This is a genomic window from Enhygromyxa salina (assembly GCF_002994635.1).
GTDB classification, from domain to species: Bacteria; Myxococcota_A; Polyangia; order Nannocystales; family Nannocystaceae; genus Plesiocystis; species Plesiocystis salina_B.
This window is the reverse complement of sequence record NZ_PVNL01000142.1, coordinates 96,425-113,318: the sequence shown is the minus strand read 5'-3', so window position 1 is coordinate 113,318 and position 16,894 is coordinate 96,425. Positions and strand designations below refer to the sequence as shown.

The window sequence follows — 16,894 nt, the reverse complement described above, 5'->3', positions numbered from 1 at the left end:
CGTCGCGGGGAGCAGCACTGAATGTCCAGAACAATCCGGCTGGCGATCTTCCTGTCTATCGTCGCAGTGATGATCTCACAGGTTGTCTTGGTGCCGACGGCTCAGGCTGCCAACGACGCCGTGCTTACCGGGGTCATCCGCGACCCCGACACAGGCGAGGGGATCGAGGGCGCGATCGTCATCATCACCGGCGAGAAGCTGCAGGGCGCGCGGACGATGACGACCGACGAGACGGGGTTTTATCGGATCCCCAACCTCCCGCCCGGCATCTACGACATCACGATCAAGTACCTCGCTGCCAAAGACAAGCGGCGCAAGAACATTCAGCTGCGCGCGGGCACCACCACGCGTCTCGACTTCACGCTGCGCCTGATCGAAGAGGAGACCGTGCTGGTGGTGACCTCACCGCCGGTCGACACCGCCTCGAGCTCGACGGGCTTGGCGCTCGACCGCGAGATGATGCGACGCGTGCCGATCGCCCAGCCAACCGGGAAGGGCGGGGCCAATCGCTCGTTCGAGTCCGTGGCCGAGGCCACGCCTGGGGCCACGTCGGACATGTATGGCACCTCGGTCGCGGGCACGAGCTCGCCCGAGAACAAATACTATGTCGATGGCCTCTCGGTGAATGACCCCGGTTTTGGACTAAATGGTACAGCGCTGACCATCGAATTTCTCGAGGAGGTTCGGGTCGAGGCCGGCGGCTACATGCCCGAGTTTGGTCGGGCCACGGGCGGCATCGTCAACGCGGTGACCAAGACCGGATCCAACGAATTTCATGGTGGTGTGTGGGTCTTCTATACGCCCGGACGGCTCGAGGGCTACCGCAAGCCACCGGTGCGTGAAGGCGTGACGGTGCAGGCCGAGCGACAGCTGCTGTGGCTAGGGGACGCTGGCTTTGACCTGGGCGGTCGGATCATTCGGGACAAGCTGTGGTTCTATGGCGGCGTCAGCGTCTCGCACACCACCTACGACATCGAAACCACCTGGAACCGCGTGATCGTCGATCAGGACACCGGTGAGATCCAGACCGACCCAGAGACGGGCTTCAACCTGACCGAGCGAATCCCTGGCACCGAGGTCCACCGCAAAGCCCAGGGCACGACGGTGCAGGCGCTCGGCAAGCTCACCTATACGCCGGCACCGAACCACACCCTCGAATTGCTCGGGATCTATGCGCCCGCGTTCTCGGGTGGCAACGGGACCTACGGACTGGACGCGAGCACGGGCAGCCCCGAGGTCGCGTCGGTGCTCGGCACCTATGGCACCTTGGCCCATCGCTACAAAGATGACGCGGCGGACGTGCAGCTCGAGTGGAACGTGCTCGCCGACGACAACCGCTGGGACATCACGACGATCCTTGGCTGGCACCATCAGGTCAACCAGAGCCAGCCCGTCGACGGCAGCGCGCTTGGCTCGGACACCGGACTCGCGGGCACGCCGGCCGTGGTCTACCGCCAGAGCAGCCCCGAGTATCACTCGGTCACCGACTTCATGCGGCTGCCCCCGGACGCTCCGGATGGCGCCTGCGATCCATGGGTGGATCCGACCGACACGAGCCAGCGCACGGTCACCTGCCCCGCGACGGTGTTTCGCGTGGGCGGTCCCGGGTTTCTCTACGATCGCCGCCTCAACCGCCTGCAGTTCCGCTCGACCGCGGCCCGCTTGCTGACCGGCGCCGGTCACCACCTCATCAAGTTCGGCATCGACTTCGAGTACATGCAGTACGACAGCGAGCGCGGCTACTCGGGGACCACGATGTACCGCGAGAGCCCCAACGGCGCGTACTTCGTCGACTATCGGCGCTATGGCTATTTGACCGGGCCCGACCAGGCCACGGTCTTGCCCACGCTGCAGTGGACCGTGTTCTCGACCACGATCGGCGGCTTCGTGCAGGACAGCTGGTCGATCATGGACAAGGTCACGCTCAACGCTGGCCTGCGCTACGACGCCCAGCAGCTGTTTGGTGGCGATGGGCTGCTGTCGCTGACGCTGCCCAACCAGGTCTCGCCGCGGCTGGGCGTCATCTGGGATCCCACGCAGATCGGCAAGGCCAAGATCTTCGCCAACTATGCGCGCTTTTATCAGAGCGTGCCGCTCAATCTGGCCGATCGTGCGGGCTCGGGCGAGCCCAGCGTGCGTCGGCTATATGACGCCTCAATCTGCGATCCTGCCGATCCCGAGAGTGAGGCCACCGCGTGTCAGTCGGACGCGAGCCGGCTCCCAGCCGGCGGACCCGCCGATCCCGATCGCTACTGGAGCGCGTTTGGGGCCGGCAAGACCGCCGTCGATCCCGACCTGAAGCCGCAGTCGAGCGATGAGATCGTCGCTGGCGGCGAGTACGAGATCATCCCCGGCGGCAAGCTGGGGATCAACTACACGCACCGCTGGCTCAGTCGCGTGATCGAGGACATGAGTCGGGACGAGGCCACGACCTACTTCATCGGTAACCCCGGCTATGGGATCGCCAATGACTTCCCCAAGGGCCGACGGGTGTATGACGCGGTCATCCTCTACTTTGACAAGCGCTTTGCGACCAACTGGATGCTCTCGGGCAGCTACACCCTGGCGTGGCTGCGGGGCAACATCGCGGGCTTGTTTCGGCCCGAGACCGGTCAGCTCGACCCCAACATCAACTCTGACTTTGACCTGATCTCGCTGCTGGCCAATCGCTATGGCCCGCTGCCCGGCGATCGTCGGCACTCGCTCAAGCTGTTCGCGGCGGGTGAGATCCCGCTGGGCAATGGCAACACGGTGATGCTCGGCGGCGCGTTCCGGGCGACGTCGGGCGGCCCGACCAACGTGCTGGGCTCGCACGAGCTCTACGGCAGCGGCGAGGCGTTCTTGGTCGATCGTGGCGGCGGTGAGCGGCTGCCCTGGGTGTTCCGCCTCGACACCAACATTGGCTACCGCAAGTACTTTACCGAGGATCTGACCATGGATCTGACCATGGATGTGTTCAACGTGATCAACTTCCAGTCCGTGACCGGGATCGATCAGAACTATACATTCTCGGATGTGGTCCCGATCCCCGGCGGCAGCCTGGAGGATCTCGAGCGCCACACCGACGTCACCGGCGCGCCGATCGACCGAAACCCGAACTTTGGCAATCCGGTCGCGTACCAGTCGCCGCGGCTGTTTCGCTTTGGTGTGCGGATGAACTTTTGATCGGAGTGACAAAGATGACGACTCAGTCCTCGATATCCTCGACACGTTGTCTGGCCTCGGCGTTGCTGGTGATCGCGGGTGCGGCCGCGCTCACGACCAGCTGCACGCAGCCGGTGATCAACTGCACCAGCGCCCACGGTTACTTTGCGGCCGAGTATGTGCTGACGCAGGGAGATCCAGACTCGCCGTGCGGACAGCTCGTGGGCGACGTCCTCGGCATGCAGACATACTCGCAAGAGGGGGGTAAGTACGGCACGCCGGACTACCAGAACGCCAAGGTGGCGATTCGCCCGCAGTCGCTCGGGGAGCTGATCGCCGACGCCGCGCAGCGCGATGCCATTGATATCGATGATAAATTTTACGACGCGAACGCGATCGGGGATTTTGGCGCCGGCTTCCCCAACGCCGACGACTTCTGCCTGGTGGACGAACTCGAGCGCGCCCAGGTCTCGCTGCCCGAGCTCGAGGCCGCGCCGGATGACCCCAACACCCCCGACGAAGACGAGAGCCTGCCGGCCCAGCCGGCCACGGAGATCACCTACGAATGGAGCGATGCACGCTTTGTGGTCTCGGCCGACGCTCAGGGGACCCAGTTCGAGGCCGACCTCGAGTACACCCGAGACGGCTGCTCGGCCTCGTATCACGTCGTGGGGGTCTACCCGGCCGTGCCCTGCGAGAGCGACGCCGAGTGCGACGACGACAAGAACGGCATCAACCCCGACTTCGCGCTGCGGTGCAACGTCGAGCTTGGGCTGTGTGTGTTGGACGCCGCGCTGCCGGCCTACGAGTGAACTGACGGATATCCAAGGAGCGAGCAGATGCGAACGACGACGATCGAGCAAGCGGGCGAGTGGGGGATCGCGCTGACGGTGGCGGTGGCGCTGGTCCTCGCGCCGGTCACGGTGAGCGCAGCCACGCCGCCGAGTGGCGATGAGGTGGAGCTCGGCGACGCGCCGGAGCCAGCCGACGCCGAGCAATCTGTCGTGGCGGAGCCAGCGGGCGAGCCGCCCGAGCCCGAGGTCGACAGCGCCGAGCCAGTCGAGGAGTCAGTCGCCGAGCCGGAGACCGAGCCAGAGATCGGGTCAGAGATCGGGCCGACGATCGTGCTGGCACCCGACCCGGGCCCAGACCTCGAGACCATGCGCAAGGTCGGGATCGGGCTGCTGGCCGGGGGTGGGGTGGTTGCGACGACCGGCCTGGGCTTGACGATCACGTTCACGGTCCTCGGCGACCGGTTGCAAGAGTCGGCAGACCAGCCAGCGATCGAGCGGATCGAGCAGCGTGACGCCATGGCCCGAGTCGGTGGCGTACTGTTGGCCTCGGGTCTCGCGTTCGTGGCCGTCGGCGGGGTCGTCCTGTCCACCGCGATCAGGCGTGGGGCTCGGTCACGAACCGAGGCGCGCGTTCGCGTGGCGCCAGCGCTCGGTGGCCTGGTGATCTCGGGACGGTTCTAGATCTAGGACCAGTGTTCGGCGGCGCTTGTCGGCGCCGCTCGTGCTAGGGTCCGCGCGATGGACCCGCGTGGCACCTGCGTGCTCCTCGTTCCGGCGATGCTCCTCGCCTGGTGTCAGCCGCTGTCCGCACACGCGCGCACCCAGCCCGAGGGTGAGGTGAGTCCGTCGGCCGAGCCGGCCCACGAGGATGACCCCGCGCTCGACGAAGCCCAGCGGCTGTTCAGCGAGGGCGCCCTCATGTTCGAGACGGCTGACTACGCCGGGGCGATCGAGCGGTGGACGGCGGCCTATGGGCTGGTGCCGAGCGTGCCCGAGTACTCGGTGATCAAGGCCAAGCTGATCGCCAACCTCTCGGCGGCGCACGAGCGCGCGTACGCGGTCGACGAGCGAGTGGAGCACCTCAACCAGGCGAAGATCCTGCTCGAGAGCTACCGCGCGAGCATCGACACGATCTACACCGAGGAAGAGGCGGACGAGCGCGATCGGGAGCTGGCGTGGGTCGTCGAGCGCCTGACCAAGATCGACGCCGAGCTGCAGGCGGTCGCCGAGCGCGAGGCCGCGGCGCGACAGACCGATCCCGAGCCCAGGTCGGAGTCGGAGTCGTCACGCGCGCCGGGTCGCGGTCTGGTCATCGGGGGCGGCGTGCTGACCGGCCTGGGCGTCGCCGGGCTCGGCGTGATGGCGGGTGGCATGGTACTGGGCAGCCAGAACAACGACGTCACCGATCTCCCGACCAATGATCTCGACGCGCGCGGGGCCAGGTTCGCGCAAGGCCGGCTCGGCAACGCGTTGGCGATCGCCGGAGGGGTCGGTGGCGGCCTGTTGCTCGCCGCTGGCGTCGGACTGCTCGTGGTCGGGCTGAACAAGAACCGAGCCGCGGCCACACCCGGAGTCGCGCTCGTGCCCAGCTTCGATCGAACCCAAGCCGGGTTAGCGCTGGTCGGTCGGTTTTAGCGCCGCGCTCACTTGCGCGAGATCATCACGTTGTCGATGAACCAACCGCGGCCGGTCTGATCGACCGGACAGTTGCCGCAGTCCCAGCCCACGCGGAACCCGACCGCGATCGAGCTGCCCGCGTACGCGCTCAGGTCAAAGGTCTCGGTCAGGTAGTCGGTGTCCAGCGTGAACGCTTGCTGGCCGTCGAGCGGGTTGGGGTTCATGTCGCACAGCCCGTCGCCGACCACCGGGGGCGTGTAGCCGTCTTCGGGGGTGATCACCTCGTAGGGGCCGCCGTCGACCGAGACCTCCACCACCGCACCCTCGTAGGAGGGCGCGAGGCCGCAGTCGCTGAACTTGCGCGCGTGATCAAAGCGCAGCTCGATCCCCTCGCCCACGAACGGCGCGAGGTCGAGCGTCGGGGTGATCAGCCGAACATCGCCAGACGTCGTCGCTGGCAGGCCGCTGTCCCAAGACCGCCTGCCCAGCGCGTTGCGGCCGGTGACCGACCAGTTGTCGGCCACGACCGGGCCACCGCTGACCAACTCGTGGGTCCACGCGACCGAGGGCGTGTCGACCTCCATGTCGTCCCACAGCAGCGGCAGCGTGCAGTTGTCCAGGCACAGCGGATCGTCGTCGTCGCACTGCTCGCCGACGGTCTCGTTGAGGTTGCCGTCGCCACACGCGGGCGCGGTGCAGTCGTCGTCGCAGCTGGCCGACTCGCCGCCGTCGTCACACGCCTCGCCGGGATCCACGACCGCGTTGCCGCAGCCGGTCTCGGGCATGCAGGTCGGGCTGCAGCCGTCGCCGGGGTTGGTGTTGCCGTCGTCGCAGATCTCGGTTGGACCCTGGACCCCGTCGCCGCAGGTCTCGGGCGTGCAGTCGGGCCGGCAGGCGGCGTCTTCGGCGTTTCGATCGGCGTCGTCACAGCCCTCACCGGGATCGAGGTAGCCGTTGCCACACAGGGCGTCGCTGGGCTCGCCTCCGCAATACCCGGCGACGCACTCGAGCCCGACGCCGCAGTGTTGTTGCGTCTCGCAGGGTAGACCGAGCGAGCCCTCGCCGCTCCAACAGCCGACGACCATGGCCATCACGCCGGCCAGGGCGATGAAGCAGCTGGAGCGAAACATGACGTGTGGCGACGCTGGGTGCATATCGGACGCGCCGACCCTATCAGCTTTTCAGCAGCCGAGTTAGCCCGTAGGATCGTTGGCGACCATGCAGCGTGTTCGGTACTCGGGTCTGGGAATTCGCTGTGCGAGGCACGATCGGCTGGCATGGTTGCTGGTCGTGGGCGTCGTGCTGCTGGACGGGTGCCGCTGCAACGACGAGCCCCCGTTGGTCACGTTCGAGACTGGCAGCGAGAGCACCGACGACACGACCGAGTCCGGCCCGAACATGGACCTGCCGGAGACCGAGTCGGGCGAGACCGAGACCGAGACTGAGACTGATACCGAGACCGGTGAGACCGGCGTGGACTCGGGCTGCGGCGACGGTGTCGTCGCGCCAGGGGAGCTGTGCTTCGAGCGGATCAACGTGGCCGTGGGTCAGTCGTCTGGCGCGATCGCGGTCGGCGACACCAACGGTGATGGGATCCTCGATGTCGTCGTTGGGCAGCTCGATCGCGCGATCGTGCTGCTCGGCGTCGGGGACGGCGGCTTCTCGCGGCCGGTCGTGCTCGCCAGCGGCGGCGGGGTCTTGGGTGTCGCCGTCGGCGATCTCGACAACGACCAACACGCCGACGTGATCGCTAGCGTGGCGGAGCAAGATCAGGTCCTCGTGTTCCTCAGCCAGGGCGACGGCAGCTTCGCGGCGGGGCAGGGCTACATGACTGGCGCCGCGCCGCGCGGTCTGGCGCTCGCGGATCTCGGTGGAACCTCGGCCCTGGACCTGGTCGTCGCCAACGAGAACAGCGGCGACCTGAGCGTGCTGGTGGGCGACGGCGCGGGCTCGTTTGGGATCGCAACCAACTACCCCGCGGGCAGCGTGCCGCTGGCGGTCGCCGTCGCCGACTTCAACGGCGATGAGCTGGGCGACCTGGTCCTCGCCGACGTCGGCAGCGACGCCGCGGTGGTCCTGCTGCAAGATGGCGGCGGGTTTCCGCTGCCGGTCGCTCACGGGGTCGGCAGCCAGCCGCGCGCGGTCGCGGTCGCCGATCTCGACGGCGACGACGCGCTCGATCTGGTGGTCCCCAACCAGGGCAGCGACGATCTCAGCGTGCTGTTTGGCGACGGCCTGGGCGAGCTCGTCGACGAGCACGTGCTGTTGGTCGGCGACACCCCGCGCGACGTCGCGCTCGGCGACTTCGACGGCGACGGCATCCTCGACATCGCCGTCGCCAACCGCGGTGAGGACCGGCTCGGGATCTTGATCGGTGACGGCGCGGGCGGATTCGCCAAGCAGGTCAACTACGGCGTCATCGCTGGCCCGATCGCGCTGGCGGCCGGGGACGTCAACGGCGATGGAGTCGACGACGTGCTCGTCGCCAGCTCCGGCGGCGGCGGCGGCGTGACGTTGTTGGTGTCTAGTCATTAGCGGGAGTGCTCACCATGAACAAGCTGCGTCCAACCTACCCCCAGATCGCCACGCGTCACCCCCTCTCGCTGTTCGTCGTGCTGGCGCTCACCAGCTCGACCGCGTGCTCCGGCGCCGACTTCAGCGGGGCAGGCGAGGGCTTCACTGGTGAAGAGACCAGCGGTTCGGTCGATGGCGCCGACGCTGACACCGACGACACGGACCCCGACGGTGACGGTGACGGTGATCCTGGTGACGGCGACGCTGACTCCGGCGACGACACGTGCGAGCTCTGGTGTGGCGAGGATGGCTCGTGCGTGGAGATCGGCGGCGAGCACTACTGCGAGTGCCCCGAGGGGACCGACTGGAACCGCGACTACTGTGGGGACTGTCTGGTCATCGACGCCAACAGCCACGATCTCGGGCTCGAGATCGTCAGCTTCGAGGGTCAGTTCTTGCTCGCTGGCGCGATGCCGCCCAAGCAGGAGTACGACGACGCCAACATCTGGCTCGAGAACCCGCGCACGGGCGACCGCGTGTGGGTTGGCAACACCCATGATCTGCAGTTCGCCGTGCGCGTGACCCCGGGCATCTACGACGTCATCTACGAGGTCGAGACCGCGGGCGACCTGATGCCGCAAAATCCCCGGGCCCGGCTCGGGCAGGTCGCGCTGTTCGACCAGCTGGAGATCAGCGACATCGACATTCCGGTCGTCGCGCAAGCTGGCGCGATCACGCTCGACGGGGCGCCGCCTCCGGTCATGGAGTACGACGACGCCACTATCCGGTTTCGGGATCACGAGACCCAAAACGAGGTCCTCGCCGGCAACACCCACGATGGCATGTACAGCGTGCGGCTGGTCCCGGGCGCGTACGACATCATCTACCGGGTCGAGACCCCCGGCCCGATCACCCCTCGCAACGACGGGGCGCAGCTCACCACCGCGAACCTGGTCAGCAACGGGCTGCTGGACATCGACATTCCGAGCACGCCCATGCAGGGCCAGTTCATGATCAACGACGCGCCCGCGCCCGCCAGCGAGTACGACGACGCGAACATCGTGCTCGAGTCGGACACCGCCGGGACCGTGGCGCTCGGTAACACCCACGACGGCAGCTACGACATCAACGTGATCCCCGCCAGCTACCGGCTGATCTACAAGCACGAGACCGGCCCCAACGTGCCGCAGAACGAGCGCGCCCAGTTTGGATCGATCGACGCGCCCGACCCCAACGTGACCGCGATCAACATCCCCATGGTCGAGCTCTCGGGCGCGCTGACGATCAACGGCGGCGCCCCGCCGGCCAACCAGTTCGACGACGGCGTGGTCTACCTGCGCGGCGTCGACTCTGACGATGAGGTCCTGCTCGGCAACACCCACGACGGGGCCTACCTGGCCAACCTGATCCCCGGCAGCTACGACGCCTTCTACGCCCTGGAGACCTCGGGCGGCACGGTCCCCAACAACAAGGCCGCGCGGGTGCTCGCGGGGGCGTCGATCATGGCCACCGACAGCTTGGACCTCAACGTCGACGCCGTTGTGATCTCGGGCAGCTTCACCTTCGCTGGCGCCCCGCCGCCCGCCTCCGACTATGAGGACGGGCGCATCTACCTGCGCAGCACCACGACCGACGACTCGGTGCTGCTCGGCAGCACCCACGACGGCAGCTACTCGGCGGTCGTCGTGCCTGGCGAGTACCAGGTCTTCTACGTGCAAGAGGCCGGCGGCGAGGTGCCCGGCAATCAAAACGCGCTGCTCGAGACCGTGTCGATCGGCCTGGGCATGGCCTTTGATGTCGATGTTCCGATCGTCAGCCTCAGCGGCGCGATCGTGCTCGAGGGCGGCGAGGCCCCGAACAGCCCCAGCGATGGCGGGCAGCTGTACCTGCGCGCCCCCGGCGGAGACTCGGTGCTGCTCGGCGACTCGTTCTCGGTATATACGGCCAACCTGGTCGCGGGGACCTATGGGGTCTACTACCGGTCCGAGGCGAGCGTGACCATGCCGGAGAACGAGAACGGGCGCTTCGCCTGCGTTACGATCGAGTGATGGTTGCGGCCTCGGGCGATCGGGGGGAGCCGGCGGGCGTCAATGACCCGACCGGCGCAGCACGTCGGCAAGGTCGGCACGCACCGGCATGGGAAGGGTCGCCGACACCGACGCCCGCCCGGTGTTGCCCACTGGGTACCAGCCGGTCAACGAGCCGGGACCGGCCACGAGCAGGCGCACGACCTGGCCGACCACCTCGCGACGATCGCAACGACGAAGACCGACCCTCAACATGGCAGCGTGAACCCGGATGTGCCACACGGCCCATGGCTGGCTGAGCACATGCGCGTCCTCCAGCAACACCCACGTCTGTGCGTGATCGCCTGCGCGCTCGGCCGAGCGCGCCTTCACGAGGTGAGATCGCAGCAGGTCGCGCAGTTCGGGCGTCGGCCGGCCCATCACGACCGTACCCAGCCATCGCCGCGGAACATCGACTGCTTCAATGTGACCTCGTGGCGAGGCAGGTTCTGATCCGAGACGTGCGGTCCCCCTTCACAACCGCCACCGTACAACTCAGCGGGGATCTCGGCCATGCCCGCGAGATCTTCGGGCTCGTCGGTGGTGGTGGTCCGGGCGCAGGCAGCAACCCCCAACACGCAGACCGCGGCGTACCCGAGTGGCGGTGAGCTTGTGCTGATCATGGGCGCGCGTCCGCGCGACTTCACGTACAATGGCTCGGTGCTGATCTCGGAGAAATGGAGCGGCGGCGACACAGCGGGGACGGTGTCGTGGGGGCTCGACGCCGGCGGGCGGATCATCAGCCAGAGTATCAACGCAGGCTCGACAGTGGGCATCGGGTACGACCAGGATGATTGGGCAGGGGGGCACTAGCCCCGTGCGTTCCACCTCCCGGGTTGTGGTCGTGCTCGCCGCGCTCGTGGCGTGCACGAACGAACGAGGATACAACGACGCGGTGCCTGGTGAGTGTGGGCGGGTCGAAGTGGCGGGAAATACCATCCTGCTCTACGGAGTCGAGGTGCTCGACTGTGACCGTTTCCATGAAGCTGTCGCCGATGAGCTACGCAAAGGAACTGTGACCGTGGGTTCGGGCGACTGCTTCCTCACGGGTGAAGGCACACATGTACATTTTACCGCGGGCGGTTGCTCCACGCTCGAGGATCAGGGGGGTGTGGACTGGATAGTGCCAGGTGCCATCAGCGACGACGCCATGGTACCGAGACGAAACGACCACGGGGAGATCACGGCGAACCTGTTCGTCACGAATGGTTGGCATCGGAGCAATATGCAGGAGCGGCTGATCCTCGGGGGGGTAGCGCGGGCCTCTTGCACCGTTAGCGTAGATGGTGACACGTGTCGTCGCCTTCTCTATTGTGACGGGATCCGGATTGAACGGTATCCCGGGTAGATAGAGAGTCACTCTTTGCCCGTGCTGGCGCCTGATGCATGTTGGCGCTCGGTCGGCACAGTCCGTGCACGAAATGGCATCGGCGCGATGGTACGCCAGCAGATGCCTTCGCGTTCTCCACGCTGCGCGTCGAAGTCCTTGGCGAAGCTCACTGACGTCAAGCGCTGATCGGGACGCTGCCAAGCAGTTCGCCCAGCGACATCGCCTCCAGCGCGGCAGCCTGAGCGACCGTCTGTTCAACGAGACACGCGATGAGAACTCGACGCAAAGCCTCGGGCTCTGGCGATGTGTCGAGCATGCGCAACTCGACCGTCGCGGCGGGCACGACGCGAAATAGTCGTTGAAGGACTCCGGGCGGCCCAGGCTCTCGCAACACGAACTTGATCAAGCGCCCGTCCGCGTCCCATCCGTGGTCGCCATACCCTCCGTTTGACACATCGATCGTCTCGACACGAGAGATCGCGTGGGCCGCATCGCGGAAGGCTCTGACGTCCGATGCCCCACTGGACCCCACAAAGATCAGTGGCCCGCGGATCGGGAACGACACGAGCTCCAGACGAAGCATCCTGAAGCACTCGATCTTCACGGAGACACGCCGGCCCAGAGCGTCGGTGACTTCGGCCTCCTCCTCCGGGTCGTCGCTGTCGAACCATTCGAGGTTTTGGGTCAGCTCAAGCTCAGTGTCCAGGGTCCAATGGTTACCATCGGAGAAGTGAACATGAATCGGAAAGAGGGGCAGCCGATCACTCATGAGTCCCACCGGAGCCGGCAGTTTACCCACTCCCGTTGTCAGCGCCAGTGCTTCTTCAATTCGCTCTCAGATTCGTCGGGCCCATCACAGCCGCTCGCCCTAGAGCGCCGATCAGTTTGGAGTCGCGTCGTCAGGTGCGTCTGGGGCCGTTCCTGCCTAGGAGCGAGGCCGAAGCTGTATCCGGCATACTGCGAGCGCCGAGCGACAACGGCAGGAGCGGCCCCAGATGTGCATGGCGTCGTGAATTCAAACTGATTGGTGCTCTAGCAGCCGAACACGAGGACATCTGGCAGCAGCTCGGGGTGGGTGAACCGCAGGAGCGTGTAGGCGATCCCGGCGTTCCCCTGAAAGAAACCGGGGTTGTCGACCTGCAGCTCTTCCCCGTGGAACAGGCCGTAGCGGCCTTGCTGTCGGGCTCGCTCCACCAACCAGCGGGCCCGGGTCAGCACCGCCCGCTCCAGCGCGATGTCCCCTTGGTGGCGTGCGGCCGTGAACAGGAACGACAAGCGCCCGAGATTTCCGCAGCACACCTGGTCCAGTGCGGTGACGGGATGCGCTCGCGTGGTCTCGATGGCGGCCTCCAGGTCAGCACGACCCGCCGCATGATCATGGCTCTCGAGCGCAGCCAGGCGGCTCGAGCCGATCCCGGGCGCGCCGTGACACCAGCTGACTCGAAAATGATCCGCGTCAGCGATTGAGAAGGAGTCGCGCAGCACCGGCCAGTTGCCGCTCGCCCGGTCGAACACGGACGCCTCGTAGGCCACCCCCCGCTCGGCGGCCTCCCGGAGCGACTCGTCCCCGCCCAGCTCGTGCAGCCGCATCAGCGCGTGGGAGATCCCAGCGGCACCATGCGAGAAACCTGTCGCGGGCACATGGCACCCGACCTGGTTCCAGCCGCCGCCGTCCCGCTCCTGTTTGGCGACAATGGACTCGCCACAAAACTGAGCCAGCTCGAGGTAGCGGGAGTCGCCGAACGCATCAAACGCCGACAGCGCGCCAAGCAAGAACCCGGCGGCGCCCGCGATAATGTCGGTTTCCTGCTTGGACCGGACCAGGCCCCGCACATCCAGATTCATCACCTGCCCGGCCAGATGCCGCATCCGTGCGTGTTCCATCGGCCGCAGGTCCGCGATCCGCGACAGCGCATAGAGGATCCCACCAAGCCCGTTTCCGCCGCCGATGCCGAGCTTCTCGGCCCAGTCGTCGCGGCTGTACTCGCCGACTTTTCCCTCGATGGGCAACAGCGCAGAACGCCAGAGATCGCCGTAATCGTCGGTCTGCTTGACGGCGTCGAGGCTAGCGAGAAACAGGGCAATCCCACAGCAGCCGGCGTACAGCGATGGGCCCGTGAGGTTCAGCTCCACGGTCCCAAATGACGGCGAGTATGAGAAGTCCAACCAATGTGGCGTGCCGTTCTCATCACGGATGCAGGTGCGGGCGAGATCATTGGCGATTCGCTCCGCTTCCTCCAAGGCCAGGGCGGGATCGAGGGGCGAGGCTTGCGGATCGAGATGACCCTCGCTCGCCGACTCCTCGACCGGGCCAAACGCCTGGACCCGGCGGGCCGCATAAGACGCCCGGATGAGCTGGTCCTGGAACTCGAGGTCCTCCGGCGACAGCGTCTTCAGTCGCTCGAGGAGCCCGTCGAATGCGGTCTCGACGAAGAAATTCTCGATCTGCTGGGTTCGGGAGCACAAGCTGGTGCCGTTTGCGGCGCAGTAGAAATAGGGCACGTCCAGCTGCTCGAGCTCACGAATCTCGTCGCGGAACACCGCCCAGTCCCGGGGTTTGTCTGGCGCGGTGAGGAAGGCCTGGACCAGCTGCTCGTGATTCAGGCTCCACTCCCGCCCGTCGCGCTGCAGCGCCGGGTCGAAGCCCGCGCGGATCTGGCCTTGGTACACGTGGGTTGGGCGGTACACAAATCGAACCCGCTTGCCCTGGAACTCACGGAGCGGCGATTGTGTCGACAACAACTCTGCCCGCCGCGCCATCAAGAACCGATAGGTGGTCCGAAAGCCCGACCGAAGCTCGTCGAGAAATTGAATGAAGTCCGCCGGCCCAGCGGACGAGAACGGCACATTCTGGAGTCGGCTCTGAGGCGCACTCCCGTACAGGGGGCGCATGCCGTCGCTGTTGATCGCCGTCCACAGGAGCACCTGAACATCGGCCGCCGACTCCGAGGCGCTGCCGAGTGCGCTGATGTCCGCGACGCTCCCGAGCTCCGGGGCAAAGCGCCACTGGGGTATCACATTGGTCCGAATGACAGACTCACGAAACCGTCGTTCGGCGACGTTGTTACCCAGGCTCGCGTCTTCGTAGTCGTCTCGGATATCGTGGCGAGGCGACAGGAGGGTCTCGCCGTCCACGACGTGGGGATCTTCGCCCGAAGCGATCACGTTCTCGAAGTGGCAATCCGTGGCGCCCAACAGATACAGAACACACAGCAGGCCGCCAGCACGCTCGTAGAAGACGGAGAACTCCCGGTCCGAGTCACACGGTGCATGCGGGACGTGCTGAACCCAGCCGTAGCCCGCCCCTTCGAGGATGCTCAGGGCTTTCAGGCCAAGGCCGAGCCCCTGCGCCTCACACCAGCGCAGGAAGGCGTGATAAGCGACTGACACGCCAAGGTCTCGCGGTTTGTACACAACGCGAAACCCGTTGTCGAAGGTCAGGATACTGACCTGGCGTCCACCGTTGTGCGCGTCGGAGAGGCCCGTCGCAATCGATACGAGTGACTGAAACGGCTGGGTCGCGGCGGCCTGATCGGTTGCGAACGCCTGCAGATCAGCCCAGTCGTTGCCCAGGCGGACCAGGAATTCCGCGGTGGTCTCCACCCACTGACAAATCCGCGTTGCCCACATTCGACCCACGACGGGGAACTTGGTCAGCAGCGTGTGAAATCGATCGTCTAGTTGCTGTTGGACAAAGCGGTCATAGTACTCGGTTTGGGCGTCAGCGGCACCCGGGACCATCGCCGAGAGGATCGTCAGCCCGAGTGGCGCATCGTTGATGAACAAGACCCACAGACTTCGGGCCGACATCTCGCTCAGGTCGAGCAACAATCGGCGCTCGAGGTCGCGAATGGCCGACGCCGCGACCCTTGGGTCGAGCTCGGCGCCGAGCTGACGACAGAGCCGGGCGCGCGCGATGCTCACGAGCGGACCCAAGACATGCTCGAAGGGAACCGGAGCCTCGTCCGCTGGCGCTTGGTCGGCCAAAGAGCCCGCCGCGGGGCTGGACCCGAGCTCTCGCAGGATCTCGAGCAGGGCTCGCGCCCAGCTCGGGAGGTCGGGTGACGGGAGCTCCGCGTACACCGCTGCTGCATCGCTGAGTTCGAGATCGTCCCAGTGCAGCCGTCGCGCGAACAGCTCAGGATTCCCGCGACTGGAGAGCGCCTCCTGCCACGCTTGGAGGCCCTCGGCCCCGGCGAACGTGTCTGCTCGTGGGACGTCGATCGAACCGCCGCGAACCTGCGTGAGCCGCTCGTGGATAGTTCGAGCGCGCTCTACAATGTCATGTACGAGCTTGGAATCAGGCTTTGAGGGCATGAGTCTGTCAGCAGAGCGGGCAGCCGATGCGCACCCCTGTCGGACAGCTGTAGCACGAAATCACCGTAGCCGAGTCGCAGTAGGTGTTGGTCGCGGTCTTCTTGAATCGAGCGGCGCGCGCGTCGAGAATTTCCTGCTCGACGGTCGTGCGGGCCCGGACGTAGAGCTCGAAGTCCACGCCATTTTGCTCGAAGAACGCCCTCCAGGAGGTGTCCTTCCTGCTCAGGATGTACTCGACCATCTCTTTGACCTCGATCGCGTACTTGCCCTGGGCCGCGAGACCCACGACCTCCTCCAGCGTGTTGCACTTCATGAAGCTACGCTGCAGGTCCGGGCTCTTTCGGACCGCTTGCGTGAAGGAATCGATCGCGTTCTCTGCTTTCAGACTCATGTCAACGACCACCACTACCATCGGGGGGCGACTCAGCGCAACCCGCGTGCGGGTTGGGGGTCGTGATCGACGCGATATTCACGCTCGCAAGCTGCGAAGAGGAGCCACGGCGCGTGTGAGGCGTTGTTGAGGGACTTGATGAGATCTGGCGGCTCGAGTTGCGTTGCGTGAGGGCCAACGAGCAAACGAGCGCTGGCTGGCGCCAGCGCTCGCATTTTGCGAGAGTCTGCCGACAACCGGCTCGATCTCGTGGAGACGCTCACGGGCAGGCGAGCGTGAGGTCCTGGCGCTTGACGATCACCTTGAGCTTCGGTGGTGGGGTGGTGACGCCAAACGTCCACAGGGTCGACGCCGCAGTCTCGGTCGTCGCGTACTCGGGCGGCGTGATCGTGAGCAGCCAAGCTTCGCCGGTATCCGCGGCATAGCAGGTCCCGATCGATGTCGGTGTGCCCGAGAAGGCAGAGCCGTAGATCGGCTCGACCTTCCAGCGATTCGGCGAAGCCGTGATGGTGAAGTTGCTGGTCGGGAAATTGCCGCCGGCGTCCTTCGAGTAGATGACCTTGACGAAGGCGACGTCATGAGGGCCGGCCGTATCCGTGTAGGTACACTCGTGATTGTTGACGAGCGTGAGGCTCAGCGACGACCCTGATGCGCAGACATCAGCAGGATCACCAGGGTCTTTGGGCGCGTACCAGATTTGGTATATGAGTGGCATGGGTTG

General features: G+C 66.1%; 14 protein-coding genes. 7 read left to right on the top strand and 7 right to left on the bottom strand.

Going from position 1 to position 16,894, the window contains the following annotated elements:
- The first annotated feature begins 69 nt into the window (after positions 1-69).
- Genes ENSA7_RS39595 through ENSA7_RS39580 form a run of 4 tightly spaced genes read left to right on the top strand, consistent with a single transcriptional unit; the run spans position 70 to position 5,573 of the window.
- Positions 70-3,165, top strand: coding sequence for a TonB-dependent receptor (locus ENSA7_RS39595; protein ID WP_181234570.1), 3,096 nt, complete (start codon positions 70-72; stop codon positions 3,163-3,165).
- A 14-nt stretch (positions 3,166-3,179) separates the two neighbouring features.
- Positions 3,180-3,956 carry a hypothetical protein gene (locus ENSA7_RS39590; protein WP_146158681.1) on the top strand — a complete coding sequence of 259 codons (777 nt, stop codon included), beginning with the start codon at positions 3,180-3,182 and terminating at the stop codon, positions 3,954-3,956.
- A 27-nt stretch (positions 3,957-3,983) separates the two neighbouring features.
- Complete coding sequence (locus ENSA7_RS39585; RefSeq protein ID WP_106094634.1) at positions 3,984-4,619, top strand: hypothetical protein; 636 nt, start codon at positions 3,984-3,986, stop codon at positions 4,617-4,619.
- A gap of 57 nt (positions 4,620-4,676) precedes the next feature.
- Positions 4,677-5,573 carry a hypothetical protein gene (locus ENSA7_RS39580; protein ID WP_106094633.1) on the top strand — a complete coding sequence of 299 codons (897 nt, stop codon included), beginning with the start codon at positions 4,677-4,679 and terminating at the stop codon, positions 5,571-5,573.
- An 8-nt stretch (positions 5,574-5,581) separates the two neighbouring features.
- On the opposite strand, the gene ENSA7_RS39575 is transcribed toward ENSA7_RS39580, so the two are convergent.
- Positions 5,582-6,685 carry a hypothetical protein gene (locus tag ENSA7_RS39575; protein ID WP_244924060.1) on the bottom strand — a complete coding sequence of 368 codons (1,104 nt, stop codon included), beginning with the start codon at positions 6,683-6,685 and terminating at the stop codon, positions 5,582-5,584.
- An 88-nt stretch (positions 6,686-6,773) separates the two neighbouring features.
- Between ENSA7_RS39575 and ENSA7_RS39570 the strand changes: the two genes are divergently transcribed.
- Positions 6,774-8,090, top strand: a complete 1,317-nt coding sequence (locus ENSA7_RS39570) for an FG-GAP repeat domain-containing protein (RefSeq protein WP_106094631.1) — start codon at positions 6,774-6,776, stop codon at positions 8,088-8,090.
- 14 nt (positions 8,091-8,104) lie between these two features.
- The gene (locus tag ENSA7_RS39565; RefSeq protein ID WP_106094630.1) at positions 8,105-10,117 is read left to right on the top strand and encodes a calcium-binding EGF-like domain-containing protein; all 2,013 of its coding nucleotides are present in this window, start codon (positions 8,105-8,107) and stop codon (positions 10,115-10,117) included.
- A 39-nt stretch (positions 10,118-10,156) separates the two neighbouring features.
- Here ENSA7_RS39565 and ENSA7_RS39560 read toward each other — a convergent pair whose 3' ends face one another.
- Both ENSA7_RS39560 and ENSA7_RS39555 read right to left on the bottom strand, forming a co-directional pair.
- Positions 10,157-10,516, bottom strand: a complete 360-nt coding sequence (locus ENSA7_RS39560; protein WP_106094629.1) for a DUF3703 domain-containing protein — start codon at positions 10,514-10,516, stop codon at positions 10,157-10,159.
- Positions 10,516-10,758, bottom strand: coding sequence for a hypothetical protein (locus ENSA7_RS39555; protein WP_146158680.1), 243 nt, complete (start codon positions 10,756-10,758; stop codon positions 10,516-10,518). Before ENSA7_RS39555 ends, ENSA7_RS39560 begins: the two co-directional genes overlap by 1 nt.
- On the opposite strand from ENSA7_RS39555, the gene ENSA7_RS42815 reads away from it, so the two are divergent.
- Positions 10,757-10,948 (top strand): hypothetical protein, encoded by a 192-nt coding sequence (locus tag ENSA7_RS42815; RefSeq protein WP_146158679.1) that lies wholly within the window; start codon positions 10,757-10,759, stop codon positions 10,946-10,948. The two genes, ENSA7_RS39555 and ENSA7_RS42815, sit on opposite strands and share 2 nt — an antisense overlap.
- A 692-nt stretch (positions 10,949-11,640) precedes the next feature.
- Here ENSA7_RS42815 and ENSA7_RS39545 read toward each other — a convergent pair.
- From ENSA7_RS39545 to ENSA7_RS39530, 4 genes are all read right to left on the bottom strand, one after another.
- On the bottom strand, positions 11,641-12,234 hold the full coding sequence (locus ENSA7_RS39545) for a hypothetical protein (RefSeq protein WP_146158678.1): 594 nt from the start codon (positions 12,232-12,234) through the stop codon (positions 11,641-11,643).
- A 263-nt stretch (positions 12,235-12,497) separates the two neighbouring features.
- Entirely contained in the window at positions 12,498-15,782 is a 3,285-nt protein-coding gene (locus ENSA7_RS39540) for a type 2 lanthipeptide synthetase LanM family protein (RefSeq protein WP_106094625.1), read from the bottom strand.
- 7 nt (positions 15,783-15,789) lie between these two features.
- On the bottom strand, positions 15,790-16,173 hold the full coding sequence (locus ENSA7_RS39535) for a Nif11 family protein (protein ID WP_146158677.1): 384 nt from the start codon (positions 16,171-16,173) through the stop codon (positions 15,790-15,792).
- 259 nt (positions 16,174-16,432) lie between these two features.
- The gene (locus ENSA7_RS39530; RefSeq protein ID WP_106094623.1) at positions 16,433-16,888 is read right to left on the bottom strand and encodes a hypothetical protein; all 456 of its coding nucleotides are present in this window, start codon (positions 16,886-16,888) and stop codon (positions 16,433-16,435) included.
- Positions 16,889-16,894 lie beyond the last annotated feature (6 nt).